The organism is Mycetohabitans rhizoxinica HKI 454, assembly GCF_000198775.1.
GTDB lineage: Bacteria > Pseudomonadota > Gammaproteobacteria > Burkholderiales > Burkholderiaceae > Mycetohabitans > Mycetohabitans rhizoxinica.
The window spans coordinates 1,324,946-1,339,952 of sequence record NC_014722.1; the positions used below are offsets into that span (position 1 = coordinate 1,324,946).

6 protein-coding genes and 3 pseudogenes are annotated in these 15,007 nt (G+C 61.1%); 3 read left to right on the forward strand and 6 right to left on the reverse strand.

Annotation, left to right across the window (positions count from 1 at the left end; all coding sequences use genetic code 11):
• The first annotated feature begins 20 nt into the window (after nt 1-20).
• Nucleotides 21-966: pseudogene (gene truB, locus RBRH_RS06215) on the forward strand (tRNA pseudouridine(55) synthase TruB).
• Here the strand turns inward: truB and RBRH_RS06220 are convergent.
• From RBRH_RS06220 to RBRH_RS06245, 6 genes and pseudogenes are all read right to left on the reverse strand, one after another.
• Nucleotides 869-2,131, reverse strand: a complete 1,263-nt coding sequence (locus tag RBRH_RS06220) for a hypothetical protein (protein ID WP_041753453.1) — start codon at nt 2,129-2,131, stop codon at nt 869-871. The pseudogene truB and the gene RBRH_RS06220 overlap by 98 nt on opposite strands.
• A gap of 453 nt (nt 2,132-2,584) precedes the next feature.
• The gene (locus tag RBRH_RS06225; protein WP_041753455.1) at nt 2,585-3,739 is read right to left on the reverse strand and encodes a hypothetical protein; all 1,155 of its coding nucleotides are present in this window, start codon (nt 3,737-3,739) and stop codon (nt 2,585-2,587) included.
• 793 nt (nt 3,740-4,532) lie between these two features.
• The gene (locus tag RBRH_RS06230) at nt 4,533-6,092 is read right to left on the reverse strand and encodes a DHA2 family efflux MFS transporter permease subunit (RefSeq protein WP_013435200.1); all 1,560 of its coding nucleotides are present in this window, start codon (nt 6,090-6,092) and stop codon (nt 4,533-4,535) included.
• 9 nt (nt 6,093-6,101) lie between these two features.
• Nucleotides 6,102-7,340: an HlyD family secretion protein gene (locus RBRH_RS06235; protein WP_041753457.1), complete on the reverse strand. Its 1,239-nt coding sequence runs from the start codon at nt 7,338-7,340 to the stop codon at nt 6,102-6,104.
• A gap of 68 nt (nt 7,341-7,408) precedes the next feature.
• Nucleotides 7,409-8,888: pseudogene (locus RBRH_RS06240) on the reverse strand (efflux transporter outer membrane subunit).
• Between the two features lie 190 nt (nt 8,889-9,078).
• Nucleotides 9,079-9,555: a MarR family winged helix-turn-helix transcriptional regulator gene (locus RBRH_RS06245; RefSeq protein ID WP_041753459.1), complete on the reverse strand. Its 477-nt coding sequence runs from the start codon at nt 9,553-9,555 to the stop codon at nt 9,079-9,081.
• A gap of 279 nt (nt 9,556-9,834) precedes the next feature.
• On the opposite strand from RBRH_RS06245, the gene typA reads away from it, so the two are divergent.
• Together typA and RBRH_RS06255 are read left to right on the forward strand one after the other, a co-directional pair.
• On the forward strand, nt 9,835-11,661 hold the full coding sequence (gene typA / locus RBRH_RS06250; protein WP_013435204.1) for a translational GTPase TypA: 1,827 nt from the start codon (nt 9,835-9,837) through the stop codon (nt 11,659-11,661).
• Between the two features lie 390 nt (nt 11,662-12,051).
• Nucleotides 12,052-14,908, forward strand: a pseudogene (locus RBRH_RS06255) (2-oxoglutarate dehydrogenase E1 component).
• The last annotated feature ends 99 nt before the right edge of the window (nt 14,909-15,007 follow it).

Here is a 15,007-nt window from a genome sequence, read left to right on the forward strand (position 1 = left end):
CGCCGGAACATGGCATCGATATGACGCAACGATTCGATCCGACGCGACCACGCATCGCCCGGCGTGCCGTGGACGGCGTGTTGCTGCTGGACAAGCCGGTCGGACTGTCCAGCAATGACGCGCTGATGCGCGCTAAGCTGCTTGTTTAACGCGAAGAAGGCAGGGCACACCGGAACGCTGGACCCGCTTGCGTCTGGGCTGTTGCCGCTGTGTTTTGGTGAGGCGACCAAGTTTTCGCAGGATCTGCTCGATGCGGACAAGACCTATGACGCGACGCTGAAGCTTGGTGTGCGCACGACGACTGGCGACGCCGAGGGTGAGGTGCTACAGACGCGGCCTGTTACGTGCGACCGGGCGGCGATTGACGCGGCGCTCACCGCGTTCCGGGGCCCAATCATGCAGGTGCCGCCCATGTACTCGGCACTTAAGCGCGACGGCAAGCCCCTTTACGAATACGCGCGGGCAGGCCAGACGCTCGAGCGTGAAGCGCGGGCGGTGACGATCCATGCGTTGGCGTGCATCACGTGCGCGCTGGACGCTGCGGCGTCCGTGACGATTCGGGTTACATGCAGCAAGGGCACCTATATTCGCGTGCTGGCCGAGGACATTGGTGAAGCGCTGGGTTGCGGTGCGCATTTGACGATGCTGCGCCGCACCGGTGTCGGAGCATTGACATTGAACGATGCCGTGACGCTGGACGAACTGTCTGATGCGGATGAGCCGCGACGTTTAGCCTGTCTGCAACCGGTCGACGCGTTATTGTCAACGTTTGAGCCAATTGAGCTGGATGCCGAGATGGCCCGGCGCTTCACGCACGGTCAGCGGTTGCGGTTGGTGCGTGCGTCGAACGTGGGTGACGACGTCAGGGTCAGGGTATATGACGCTGACGGGCGTCGGCTGCTTGGACTCGGTCGGTGCCAGCACGGTGTGCTATGTCCAGAACGCCTGATCGCCCCTCGCAGTTAGCGCCGGTTCGTTGTGCTATTTCGTTGAATTGACTCTCGAGCCACGCCGCAGTCCTTTGTCGCTGTTCGGCGGGCAGTATTTCCGAGATCGATTCGAGCAGCGAAAGCGCGTCATTGAACTGCTCGATCGTCATTTTGCCCGAGCGCCACAACGTGTGACTTAGTGCTAGCACTTGGTCCCATCGATTCTGCTGCTCTGCCGCCGACGGCGGCGCGGTGGCATCGGATCGTGCTGTGTCGGCATCGGTAGCGTGGTGCATCGCCGCGGTGGCGGTGATCAGCGGCTCGACCGCGTCCGCGTCGCTATACTGAGTTGCAATCGATATCAAGGTATCCAAACGGTCTTGCTGTTCGGTGCTTTCCAGCCATCGTAGGCATGGCACGAGATCCGCTATTGAAGTGGGCGAGACAGCTATCGCGGCATGCACCAATGCGTCGAAACTGGCTGCGCGTTCATCATCGGGCAAACGCTCCAACAGCGATACCATGACCTCAATGGCGTCCACTTTGTCCGGTCCATGCAACTGGCCGATTGCGTCGAGCCCTACATTGAATGCCGCTCGCTGCGCAGAGTGCTCCGGCACGATGGCATCGCGGGGGCTGTCGAAACGGTGACACACGTGATTAAAGATTTTGGGTAGCACGTTGATCAATGCGCGGTACGGGGTGGCATTTGCATGTGTCGGTTGCTTCGCAAGCTCGGACAGTGTCCACTGAATTGCGTCCAGGTGCCCGTCCTGCATCCACTCGATTTGTTCGATTACATATGCTTGAAGCTTCGCCTTACCCAGGGGCAACTGGCGAGCGGCGTTGAAGATGTCTTTGAACTCCTGCAGCGGTGCTTGCTGGTCATCGCTGCCCAGGTCCATCGCACGCGCGTGAACCTGCGCTGCTGGTATTTGCCGCTGCGAAGCGTGCCACGTTTGGCGCGACGCGGTCGCGAACGACCACAGGTGACGATAAGCGGTGGTTTGATTGATGTTTGTCGTAGGTTCAGCGACTCGACAGGCGATGATCTCCAGCACTTCTAGTGGCAGCTTCGTTAGCGTCCGCGTGCGCACTGGCTGTTTGATTGTGGGATGGCGCGTCGGCGGGACTTCCGAGGCCGCGCTGCGCGGCAGTGACGCTGACACGTCCAAACGATAGTCGCGTGACTTTACCGGCATTTGATTGGGCTCAGCCAATGCAGTGTCGGCGTCCGGGGACTCAGAGGCGCCACATGCGCCTGTCATGCAAGGTAAATAAGCGAACCAGTTTCTTGACATCACGTATTTTCATTTTTAAGCCGTTTAACCCAGGAGCTGGCGGGCACGCTTCCTACTACCAGCTAACGCTGTGTCGATCATGCCACTCAGCATTGGTCATGGCGCCCAATGCGACGGGCTGTATCGCATTGGGCAATGTTTCATGATCATGGTAAGTTGCCATGTGCTGCGCAGCATAGTCATGACGTCAGCGCTGGGGCTGGTAAGGTAGATGTCATCGACAGGAAAACGAAATTTTCCAGTGCTCGATGTAGCCTACATGGTGCCGGTACCTTTGGGTGCCTTTTGGTGCGGCCAGCGGATATCGTGGCACTGATGGATCAGTGCGTTACCGATTGTTCCTGCTCTGTGATGCTATCCGCAGGAGAATGCAATGCGTGCCAGACGCGACTGGGTGGGATCCGTGCACCGCTTGCTCCATTGTTCTATCCAAGGTTGCGAGGATGGCGAAAAATTGGCGGGTCTGCCTCGGAGTCGAAATGGGTCTTCAAGCGCAGTCTGCGCGTCGCGACTATTGTGTGGCGTGGCGCAATCTAGCATACGGGTCAGCATGTCGAAAACTTCGCGCTTTTTGTCATCTGGCGAACGGTGTATTTCCGTCACGAGGCAGGATAGCAGTTCAACACGTGAGCGTAATGCCGACCGTTCTAAAACCTGCTCTTGTGTTGGAAACTTGTTGACTTGACGAAGCAGCCATTCGTACATCGGCTGTTGCTCTGCCTGCGGAATGGCACTTAGTTTGCCAGCAACAGCGGCCAATATGACATTGGCGTCCCGATCCTTGGATGGGTTCAGCGATTGGTCTGCAAGGTGGCGAACTGCTGCACACGCCGCGCCAGCATCTTCGCCGGGAAGATAGACTGCGGCATTTAGCAAAGGCTGGATCATGCCTGCGATGCGGTGTTGTATTGCCACTTGCAGCAGCGCGTGCCAGCGTGCAGGCTGGTCGTTATCGGAAAGGACATAGAGTTGAGCCGCGAGCGTTGGCGCCGACGCACCGTCATGCTTCTGTACAATGGACAGTAAGTTATCGAACTTCGCAGCACGCTCTTCTGCTGGAAGTAGTAAAAGTGTTGGCAGTCGTGACGCAAGCACTGCCACCAGCTTGGGACTGATGGTGTGTGCTATGTTCACCAGCGCATCAAAACGGGGCACCAAGTCTTGCGCAGAGAGCATGGGCAGCACGGCCGCTAGCATAGCTTCAGTCGCTCTCTTCTTGGTGATTTTCTCGTTGGCACTATTCGAGTGCGGCGGCAGCTGGGACGCGGCGTCGACCAGTTGGAGCAGCAATGCGTTCAGGTTGGCACGAGTGTCCGGAGGGGATCGCCAGTCGCCAATGATGCGTGGTGTCGCCTTAACGACGCGCGGTATTTCTCTAGATAACGCAATATACTGTGCGTGGCACTCGTGGGGGGCGGACTGCTTGAGTTTGGCGGTGACGTGTTGTGCTGCAAGATACGCGTCGTATGTCGGCAGGCAGTGCATCTGACCAATGACATAGGCTTCCACCTGAGGGCGCCGAGGTTGCAATGCCATTGCGCGCGTAAAGATTTCCTTGAATTTGTCAACTCGCTCCGGTTCGTTGAGCTGCTTTAAATCGCTGGCCTGCTGCGCGAGCTTTGKYGCTCTCCAATTCCGGCTTTAGCCATTCGGACAAACCAGGTATCAMCCGACGAAAGCTGTTGCAGATTGTTGACGTAGGATGTGTACGGACTCGTCCAATCCGGTTCGATGCCGACCATCTTCGCGATGGTCATGTGAATTTCGTTGGGCAATCTCAGCAAGTGTGGCGTAGAGACCGTGGCATCTGTTTTAGGCGTACTGGCGCGAGAATCGCGCGACGCGTTGCTCTTACGCCATGGCGGTCGCCGAAGTGCCTTGAGCTTTGTCAATGCGTTGGCTCGATTCGATGTGGAACCGGCCGATCGTGACGGGCGTTGCGGTTCACAATCCATAACGTCGGGTTTGACGCAGGCCGCCAAATAATGAGAACAGTTTTTAAACCATGTGTTTGGCACGTTGCCCCCGTAGATCGATTCCGGACGCAAATGTTAAATCGTCCCCATTAATTTATAGTGCAAATTATCGAACTGGGCATTTGAATTACGAACGGCTTATATGTGGCCAGTATATGGCCGACACTGATGTTGCGAAAACGGGCCATTGCCGCGGACTGCGCACAACAAGCGCGTTTGCTGCAACCACGACTCGGCGTGGTCAGAGGGCGAAGTTGCCGAGGTGCTGGAACGGGGAGCGCGGCGGGCGGTCTGCATGCGGTTACCCGTCGCGCCGAACCCGGCGTTCAATGTGCGGCTGATGCCGCAGCCCCCGCATCGCTGCCGCTGCCGCGCTCAGGCTTAGTAATCCAGATCAACGCAATTAGTGCGATGAAGATCGCGGCGGATAGGTAGAACAGATCGTTGACCCCCAATTGCGCGGCCTGTTGCGTCATTAGATGGTTGACCATCCCATATGACTGGGCTTCACTCATGCCCAGCGCGCGCATCTGAGCGACCGATTGCCCGAATACCGGGCTGAATTGACCAGTTTGCTCCGCTAATTGCGCATGATGCAGGATGGTGCGATGGTCCCATGCGGTCTGGAAGATGGACGTGCCAATGCCGCCGCACATGATCCGCACGAAGTTGGACAGACCCGAGGCCGCGGCGATCCGATGCGGCGGCAAGCCGGACAGCGTGATCGACACTAGCGGGATGAAGAACCCGGCCATGCCGATGCCCTGGATAAACGTAGGCACCATCAGCGCGAACGTATCGACGCCGGTCGTGTACTGCGAGCGCAGGTAGAAACACAATGCGAACACGGTGAACGCCGCGGTCGCGATGTAGCGTGGATCGGTCTTGGGCATGTATTTGCCGGTTAGTGGCGACAACAAAATCGCGAAGATGCCGACCGGCGCCATGACCAGTCCCGCCTGTGTGGCGGTATAGCCGATATGCGTTTGCAGCCACAAGGGCAGCAGGACCAGGTTACCGAAGTACAATCCGTAGCCGACCGACAGCGCCACCGTGCCGCCGGTGAAATTGCGCCGCTGAAACAACGACAGATCGACGACCGGGTGCTTGTCGGTCAGCTCCCATACGACAAAGAACGCGAAGGTGACAATTGCAACCAGTGCCAGCACGATGATCGTTGTCGAGTTGAACCAATCGAGGTCCTTGCCCTTGTCGAGCATGATCTGTAACGAGCCGACCCACAGCACGAGTAGCATCAGCCCGACACCGTCGATCGGCGCGCGCTTGACCTCGGAGTCGCGTTTGCGGAAGATCACCCACGTCGCGATCGCGGCGATGATCCCAACCGGGATGTTCACGTAAAAGATCCACGGCCACGAATAGTTATCGGAGATCCACCCGCCCAGGATCGGGCCGAGCACGGGCGCGACGAGCGTGGTCATGCCCCATAGCGCGAGCGCCATCGAGGACTTGGAGCGCGGGTAGCTCGCCAGCAACAGCGTTTGCGACAGCGGGATCATGGGGCCGGCCACCGCGCCCTGGAGCACGCGCGACGCCAGTAGGAACGGCAGCGATGGCGCCAGCCCGCACAACCACGATGAGATGACGAACAGCACGATCGATGCGAGAAACAGCCGAACCTGGCCGATCCGCTCGGTCAGCCAGCCGGTCAGCGGCACGGAGATCGCGTTGGCGACGGCGAACGAGGTGATGACCCATGTGCCCTGATCCGACGATACGCCAAGGTCACCCGAGATAGTCGGGATCGCGACATTGGCAATCGACGTGTCCAACACGTTCATGAACACGGCGAGCGAGACCGCGATGGTCCCGACCACCAGTTGCATGCCCGACAGCGGTGGGTGAGGCGCTTGTGTCTGGCTCATGACGTGGCCCTATCGTGCGGCGTGCCGGGCTGTGGCCGGGGCCGGCTTGGCCGTGTCCGCCGCGGGGGCGGCAGTGCCGCCGCTGCCGTCGTTCTGGCGAATGATGCGTTCGATTTGCGCGTCGGCCTGCTTGCCGTACTCGTCGAACACGTCGGTCTGGTACACCGTGGTCGGTGCGTTGCCAAGCTCGCCGCCTTGCTCGTCCTTGATCGACACGTTGGCGGTCATTGACAGGCCGATGCGCAGCGGGTGTTGCTTCAACTCCTCGGGATCGAGTTGCACGCGCACCGGCAGGCGCTGCACGACCTTGATCCAGTTGCCGGTGGCGTTTTGCGCGGGCAATAGCGAAAAGGCCGAGCCGGTACCGGCTGAAAAGCCTTGGATCTTGCCGTGGTACACGACCGATGAGCCGTAGACGTCGGAGACGACCTTAACCGGTTGGCCGATGCGCATGTGCTTGAGCTGGACTTCCTTGAAGTTTGCGTCGACCCAGACCTCATTCAGCGGCACGATCGCCATTAGTGGCGTGCCGGGCGAGACGCGCTGGCCCACTTGCACGCTGCGCTTGGCGACATAACCGGTCACCGGTGCAGGTAGGGTGTTGCGCGCGTAGTTCAGGTAGGCATCCTTGACCTTGGCCGCGGCCGCCAGCACGTTCGGATGCTGTGCAATCGCGACGTTGGCGGTCAACGCGCGGTTGGACGCCAGCTGCTGCTGCGCGATGTCGAGAGCAGCCTGTGCAGCCTTGACCGCGTCACGCGCATGCGAGATTTCCTCCTGCGATACCGCGCCGGTCTGGGCGATCGTCAAACGGCGACGCAAGTCATTCTGCGCGCGCGATAGATCGGATTGGCGCTGCGCGACCGCGGCCTGATACTGGTTGTTGTTCACGTACAGCGTACGAACCTGGCGCACGGTCTGCGCCAGATCGGCTTCAGCCTGTTGCAGCGCGACGCGTGAATCAGCCGGATCAAGCAGTACCAGCGGCTGACCCTTCTGCACGACCTGAGTGTCGTCCGCCTTTACCGCGGTCACGGTGCCGGTGACCTGCGGCGTGATCTGCACGACATTGCCGTTGACGTATGCGTCGTCGGTTTCCTCATAAAACCGCGCGATCAGTAGGTAATACGCGCCGTAGGCGATCGCGGCAATGACGATCACAATGGTTATCAGCGCCATCAGGCGCCGGCGTTTGCCATTGCCTGCGTTTGCGTCGGGCGTGGCGCTTTGTTGTTGGGGGCTGCTCATCAATCGCTCCGTGTCCTCAAGTTTGATTCATTGGCATGGCCGGGCGGCCACATGTGCAGGTTGGCTCATCATTGGACCGGCTCGGTGGCGCCGAGCACGGTGCCGTTCGCGTCGAAACCGCCGCCTAGCGCCTTGATCAGGGCCAGTTGCAGGTCGCGTCGACGCATTGTCAAATTGACCATAGTCTGCTGCTGCGCCAGCTGCAGGCTGTCGGCGGAGAGCACCTGTAATTGCGGCGCCAGGCCGGCCTTATAGCGGATCACCGCCAACTCGTACGCGCGTTTGCTCGCGTCGTAGGCGGCTTGCGCGTCGACGCGTTGCTGGTCAACCGAGCGGATCGCAGCCACCTGGGTCGCGACATCGTTCAGTGCGCCGATCAGCGTCTGGTTGTAGTTCGCCACCGCGCTGTCGTAGTCGGCAAGCTTGCTTTTTAGGTTCGCGCGCAGCGTGCCGCCGTCGAAGATCGGCAAGTGGAGCGCCGGTCCAGCCTGGATCTGGCGGCTGCCGGACTGCAGGAACCGGCCCCAGCCGAAAGCATCGAAACCGAAACCGGCGCTCAGGTTGATGTCCGGGAAGAACTCGGCCTTGGCCACCTTGATATCGTGCATGGCGGCCTCCACCTGCCAACGTGCGGCGACGATGTCCGGGCGGCGCGACAACAGGTCCGCCGGCAGGTTCGCCGGCAGCGCGACGCTGCCACCCACGCCCAGCCGCGGCGTCGCGATACGCAACCCGCGGTCCGGACCTTTGCCGAGCAGTGCACCGAGTTGGTATCGCGTCGTGGTGATCTGTCCGTCCAGGTCAGTCAGCGAAGCCTTGCTTGTCGCTATGTTGCCCTCAGCGGTGCGGCGCTCAACTTCGGTATCCAAGCCTGCGGCGAGGCGCCCTCGCGTGATGGCGCCTACATCGGCGCGGTTCGAGATCTCGCGCTGCGCGATTTCACGCAGCGCGTACAGTTGCGCGAGCTGGTTGTAGGCACGTGCCACCGATGTTGCCAGCGTCAGCCGCGCCTGCTGCGCCTCGGCCGCGGCGACTTTCTCCTGGGAGATCGCCGAGCGCAGCGCTTCCCGATTTTTACCCCACAGAATCCAGTTCGTACGTCGCGCTGGCGAGCACATTGTTCTCGCTGTACCACGCGCCGCCATACGGCGGCGGGAAGAGCGCATTGCCCGAGTAAAGTTCGCGCGTCCAGGTGTATTTCGCGTCCGCCTTGGGCAGCGTGCTGGCGTTGGCGCCCTGCACATACGACGCGGCCTTGGCCAGCCGCGCCTGCGCCTGGGCAATGGTCGGACTGTCGGCTAGCGCCTCATCGATCAGTTGCGGCAATTGTGGATCGCCGAACTGAGCAGCCCAATCCAGCGTGGGCCAGGTACCGCCTTCAGTGGGCAGGCTTTGCGCGCTGTCGAAGCTGTCGGCCCGAGCCGGCTGCTTGTCGCTGCGCAGCCCGATATAGTTGGCGCAGCCGCCGAGCACCAGGGCGGCCGCCACCAGCGCGGTGGTGCACCGGGCCAGCCGCGCCGGCGGGGCGGAGCATGAAACGACTTTCATCAATCGGTCCTTCAAATGAGCCATATATTGGACATTGCAACCAATTTCTAACTATCAGCCAACAAAATTCTGACTATCAGCCAACAAAAACTTCACTAAAAGCTTGTCAATACAACTGATTGCACGTGACATGACCGGATCCGTCGGCGCGATCTGATCGCCGCCGGCTCGGGCAGCAGGTCCCTGGCGTTTAGCTAGGTGTTTCGTCGCAGTTAACCAGGATGCGGCGCAGCATACTTTTGAGGAAACCGACTTCTTCGGCAGTGAAGCCAGTCAGCAGCTTGTCCAGTACCCGGTTGTAGATCGCTGGCATCCGCGTGGCCAGCGCGGTCCCTTCGTCCGTCAGCCTGAGCCGCACGACACGACGGTCTTCCTCGCTGCGCACCCGGCAGAGCAGACCGCGTTTCTCGAGCCGGTCGATGAGCCGCGTCACCGCGCTCGCGTCGATGCCATATTCGCGTGCAAGCTCGGCCGCGGCCAGGCACCGGCCACTGCCGAGCATGAATAGGATGCTCGCCTGCGTGCTGGTGATGCCCAATTCGGCCATCGTTTGCTGCGACACCATATTCCAGATGTTCGAGCGGACCCGCGCGAGCAGATAGCCGACGCTCTCGCCGAATGGGTAATTTGCGATTTCGGGCGGCAGTCCGGCGTTCGGATTCGACATAAAGGTGTATCTGCAATGGTTGACTTGACATGTATTATAGGAATCGCCTTGTGACATCGCAACAGGGTTTTTCTCAAAACTGCTTAAAATCGTAGGATGGTGTGCCGTGTGTCCCGCGCGCGCATGTCGTGCACGCTGCGGCGTGGTAGAATCTTAGGTTTCCAATTTGGCGCCCGTGCCTGCATCGCCCGCCGCTGTGGCGCGACCCTCGGGCTGCGTGCAGCCGCTTTGCCTTGCGTCGGCCCGCTTCGCCACGCACCGCGTTAGAACGACTCCTCTATGACACGCCCGCTCCGCAATATCGCCATCATCGCGCACGTCGACCATGGCAAGACCACGCTCGTGGACCAGCTGCTCCGGCAGTCCGGCACGTTCCGTGAAAACCAGCAAGTCGTCGAGCGCGTGATGGACTCGAACGACATCGAGAAGGAGCGTGGCATCACGATCCTCGCGAAGAACTGTGCCGTCGAATACGAAGGCACGCATATCAACATCGTTGACACGCCGGGGCACGCCGACTTTGGCGGCGAAGTCGAGCGTGTGCTGTCAATGGTGGACTCGGTGCTGCTGCTGGTTGACGCGGTCGAAGGGCCGATGCCGCAAACGCGCTTTGTCACGAAGAAGGCGCTGGCGCTCGGGCTCAAGCCGATCGTGGTCGTCAACAAGATCGACCGTCCAGGCGCGCGGCCGGACTGGGTGATCAACCAGACATTCGACCTGTTCGACAAGCTCGGCGCAAACGACGAGCAACTCGATTTTCCGGTGGTTTATGCATCGGCGCTGAACGGCTATGCCAGCCTGGACGCGCAGGTGCGCGAAGGCGACATGCGCCCGTTGTTCGAAGCGGTACTGCAATACGTGCCGGTGCGCGCGGCCGATCCAGATGCGCCGCTGCAGTTGCAGATCACGTCGCTGGACTACTCAACCTATGTCGGCCGCATTGGCGTGGGCCGCATCACGCGCGGACGCATCAAGGCCGGCCAGCCGGTCGTGATGCGTTTCGGCCCGCAGGGCGAGCCGTTGAACCGCAAGATTAATCAGGTGCAGGTCTTCAAGGGGCTGGAGCGCGTGCAGGTGGACAGCGCCGAGGCCGGCGACATTGTGCTGATCAACGGCATCGACGATGTTGGCATCGGTGCGACGATCTGCGCACCGGACGTGCCGGACGCGCTGCCGATGATCACCGTCGATGAGCCGACGCTGACGATGAACTTCTGTGTGAACACGTCGCCGTTGGCGGGCAGGGAAGGCAAGTTCATCACCAGCCGTCAGATCCGCGAGCGGCTGAACCGGGAGCTAAATCATAATGTCGCGTTGCGGGTCAAGGATACCGGCGACGAGACGGTGTTCGAGGTGTCCGGCCGCGGCGAGCTGCATTTGACTATCTTGATTGAGAACATGCGTCGCGAGGGTTACGAACTCGCGGTGTCGCGTCCGCGTGTGGTAGTGCGTGAAATCGATGGTGTCAGGCATGAGCCGTACGAGTTGCTGACCGTGGATCTTGAGGACGGTCATCAGGGCGCGGTGATGGAGGAGCTTGGTCGCCGCAAGGGCGAGTTGCTTGATATGGCGTCCGACGGCCGCGGGCGTACGCGGCTGGAATACCGGATTCCGGCGCGTGGGTTGATCGGCTTTCAAAGCGAGTTTCTCACGCTGACGCGCGGCACCGGCCTGATGAGCCACATCTTCGATGCGTACCAGCCGATGCGGGATGGCACGATCGGCGAGCGGCGCAACGGCGTGCTGATCTCGCAGGATGACGGCGCCGCGGTCGCGTACGCGCTGTGGAAGCTGCAGGATCGTGGCCGCATGTTCGTGTCGCCGGGCGACGCGCTGTACGAAGGGATGATCATCGGCATCCACAGCCGTGACAATGACCTGGTGGTCAATCCGATCCGCGGCAAGCAGCTGACGAATGTGCGCGCCTCGGGGACCGACGAGGCGGTGCGCCTCGTTCCGCCAATCCAGCTGACGCTCGAGTACGCAGTCGAGTTCATCGACGACGACGAGCTTGTCGAGGTCACGCCGCAGTCGATCCGGTTGCGCAAGCGGCACCTGAAGGAGCATGAGCGCCGGCGCGCGAGCCGCGAGGCCGCAGCCGACTGACGTACGGGGCTGCGATACGGGGCTGCGATACGGGGCTGCGGCGATGCCGTCGGCCGGCGAAGCCCCGTCACGCCGCATCGGTGCCGTCGGCCGGCGAAGTCTCGTCGCGCCCGCATCGGTGCCGTGCCCGCATGGGCTGGTGCGGCGTTTTCGTCTCGGTGTGGTGCAGGCGACCCGTCCTCGGCCCGTTGCGTTCAGGCCCGGCATCGGCCCGCTTGCACACGAGGCAAATAGCCGCAATAGGCTAAACGTGATAAGCTTCGCCGGTGCATGTTTTAGGTCCTTCCCAGCAGACTTGATTCGCGCAATCCGCTACACGGTCAGGCCGTCGCGCGGAAGGTTTCGTAACCCGCTATTTCTCGAGAAACTCGAAGAAAGGTGAGCGTCAAAATGATGAAGCAATTCCAGCTGAACTCGTATTTGTTCGGCGGCAATGCTCCGTACGTGGAAGAATTGTACGAAGCATATCTCGATAATCCGGCGTCCGTGCCCGAGAACTGGCGCAGCTACTTCGATGCGTTGCAAAACGTCCCTGCGTCGGACGGCTCGAGTGCAAATGACGTGGCCCACGCGCCGATCGTCGAGTCCTTGCGCCCAACGGGCCAAAGCGAATGCATTCATTCCACGTGGCGGCAACAACGACCTGTCCACGGCGCGAAAGCAAGTCTACGTTCAATCGCTGATCGGCGCCTATCGCTTCCTCGGCTCGCAATGGGCCAACATCGATCCCCTGAAGCGCCGCGAACGTCCGCATATTCCCGAGCTTGAACCTGCGTTTTACGATTTCACCGAAGCCGACATGGATCAGACGTTCCATGCGACGAACCTGTATTTCGGCTTCGAGCAAGCATCGTTGCGCGACATCGTGAAGGCGCTGCGCGACACGTACTGCGGCACGATCGGCGCGGAATTCATGTACATCAGCGATCCTGAGCAGAAGCGCTGGTGGAAGGAGCGGCTGGAGTCCACGCGCTCGACGCCGAATTTCTCTGCCGACAAGAAAAAGCACATTCTCAAGCGATTGACCGCGGCCGAAGGTTTGGAGCGCTACCTGCACACGAAGTACGTCGGTCAGAAGCGTTTCTCGCTCGAAGGCGGCGAGAGCTTCATCGCGGCGATGGATGAGGTCGTGCACCACGCGGGCAACAAGGGCGTGCAAGAGATCGTGATCGGCATGGCCCACCGTGGGCGCCTGAACGTGCTCGTCAACACGCTCGGCAAGATGCCGGCGGACCTGTTCGCCGAATTCGAAGGCAAGCACGTCGACGACCTGCCGGCTGGCGACGTGAAGTACCACAAGGGCTTTTCGTCCGATGTCTCGACGGCGGGTGGCCCGGTGCATCTATCGCTTGCGTTCAACCCGTCGCACCTGGAAATTGTCAACCCGGTGGTCGAAGGCTCTGCGAAGGCGCGCATGGATCGTCGTGGTGACCTGAACGGTCAGCAGGTGCTGCCGGTGCAGATCCATGGCGATGCAGCCTTTGCCGGCCAGGGTGTCGTGATGGAGACGCTGAATCTAGCGCAAACGCGCGGCTACGGCACGCACGGCACGCTGCACATCGTGATTAACAATCAGATCGGCTTTACCACGTCCGATCCGCGCGATGCGCGCTCGACGCTGTATTGCACCGACGTCGTAAAGATGATCGAGGCGCCGGTGCTGCACGTGAACGGCGATGACCCGGAGGCGGTCGTATTCGCTACGCAACTGGCGATCGATTTTCGGATGCAGTTCCACAAGGATGTCGTGATCGACATCGTCTGCTTCCGCAAGCTCGGCCACAACGAGCAGGATACGCCGGCGGTCACGCAGCCGCTGATGTACAAGAAGATTGCGCAGCATGCCGGCACGCGCGCGCTGTACGCGGAGAAGCTGGTGACGCAGGGCGTGATTGGCGCCGACGAAGCCGATCAGTATGTGAAGGCGTACCGCAAGGCGATGGACGAGGGGCACCATACGATCGACCCGGTGCTGTCGAACTACAAGAGCAAGTACGCGGTCGACTGGGTGCCGTTCCTGAACCGTAAGTGGACCGATGCGGCGGATACTGCAGTGCCGCTGGCTGAGCTTAAGCGCCTGGCCGAGCGGATCACGACAATTCCAGAGAACTTCAAGCTGCACCCGCTGGTGGAGCGCGTGGTCAACGACCGTCGCAAAATGGGGGCCGGTGAACAGCCGCTCGACTGGGGCATGGGCGAGCACCTCGCGTTTGCCTCGCTGGTCGCCTCCGGCTACGCGGTGCGCTTGACCGGCCAGGACTCGGGCCGTGGCACGTTCACGCATCGCCACGCGGTGCTGCATGACCAAAATCGCGAGCGCTGGGACGACGGCACGTATATTCCGCTGCAGAACGTCGCGGACGGGCAGGCAAACTTCACCGTCATCGATTCGGTGCTGTCCGAGGAAGCGGTGCTCGGCTTCGAGTATGGATATTCGACCGCCGAACCCAATACGCTGGTGGCCTGGGAGGCTCAGTTCGGCGACTTCGCCAATGGCGCACAAGTCGTCGTCGACCAGTTTATCTCGTCCGGCGAGGTCAAGTGGGGCCGCGTGTCCGGGTTGACGATGCTGCTGCCGCACGGCTACGAAGGGCAGGGCCCGGAACACTCGTCGGCGCGCATCGAGCGGTACCTGCAATTGTGCGCGGAGCACAACATGCAGGTCGTGCAGCCGACGACGCCGGCACAAATGTTCCACTTGCTGCGCCGCCAAATGATCCGGCTGTTCCGAAAGCCGCTGATCGTGTTGACGCCGAAGTCATTGTTGCGCCACAAGGAAGCGGTGTCGGACCTGTCCGAGTTGGCGAGCGGTGCATTCCATCCGGTGCTTAGCGAGACCGATGCGTCGATCGACCCGAAAAAAGTCAAGCGTGTGCTCGTTTGCTCGGGCCGTGTCTACTACGATCTGATCGCGCATCGCCGCGAGGCAAAGAATGCCGACGTCGCGATCTTGCGTATCGAGCAGCTTTATCCGTTCGCGCACAAGCAGTTCGAAGCCGAACTGAAAAAGTACGACAACGCGACCGAGGTCGTCTGGGTGCAGGATGAACCCCAGAACCAAGGACCCTGGTTCTACATCGAGCACCACCTCGCCGAAGGGATGCGGGACGGCATGAAGCTCGCGTACAGCGGGCGTCCGGCGTCCGCGTCGCCGGCGGTCGGCTACTACGCGAAGCACTACGAGCAGCAGAAGGCGCTGGTCGAGGCCGCATTCGGCCGGCTCAAGGGCGCGACGCTGATCAAGTAATCACGCAAGGATGATACCGGGGGGGGCGGCGTATGCTCGCTCCCCCGGAGCCGTGCGCCGCGTCTTCAGGCGCCTGGTCGCACGATACGGCACGATACG

What these genes read in the sequence shown, in the direction of transcription:
- RBRH_RS06220 (WP_041753453.1), bottom strand. Translation starts at nt 2,131, where the DNA reads ATGCCGGTAAAGTCACGCGACTATCGTTTGGACGTGTCAGCGTCACTG.
- RBRH_RS06230 (WP_013435200.1), bottom strand. Translation starts at nt 6,092, where the DNA reads ATGAGCCAGACACAAGCGCCTCACCCACCGCTGTCGGGCATGCAACTG.
- RBRH_RS06235 (WP_041753457.1), bottom strand. Translation starts at nt 7,340, where the DNA reads ATGAGCAGCCCCCAACAACAAAGCGCCACGCCCGACGCAAACGCAGGC.
- RBRH_RS06245 (WP_041753459.1), bottom strand. Translation starts at nt 9,555, where the DNA reads ATGTCGAATCCGAACGCCGGACTGCCGCCCGAAATCGCAAATTACCCA.
- typA (WP_013435204.1), top strand. Translation starts at nt 9,835, where the DNA reads ATGACACGCCCGCTCCGCAATATCGCCATCATCGCGCACGTCGACCAT.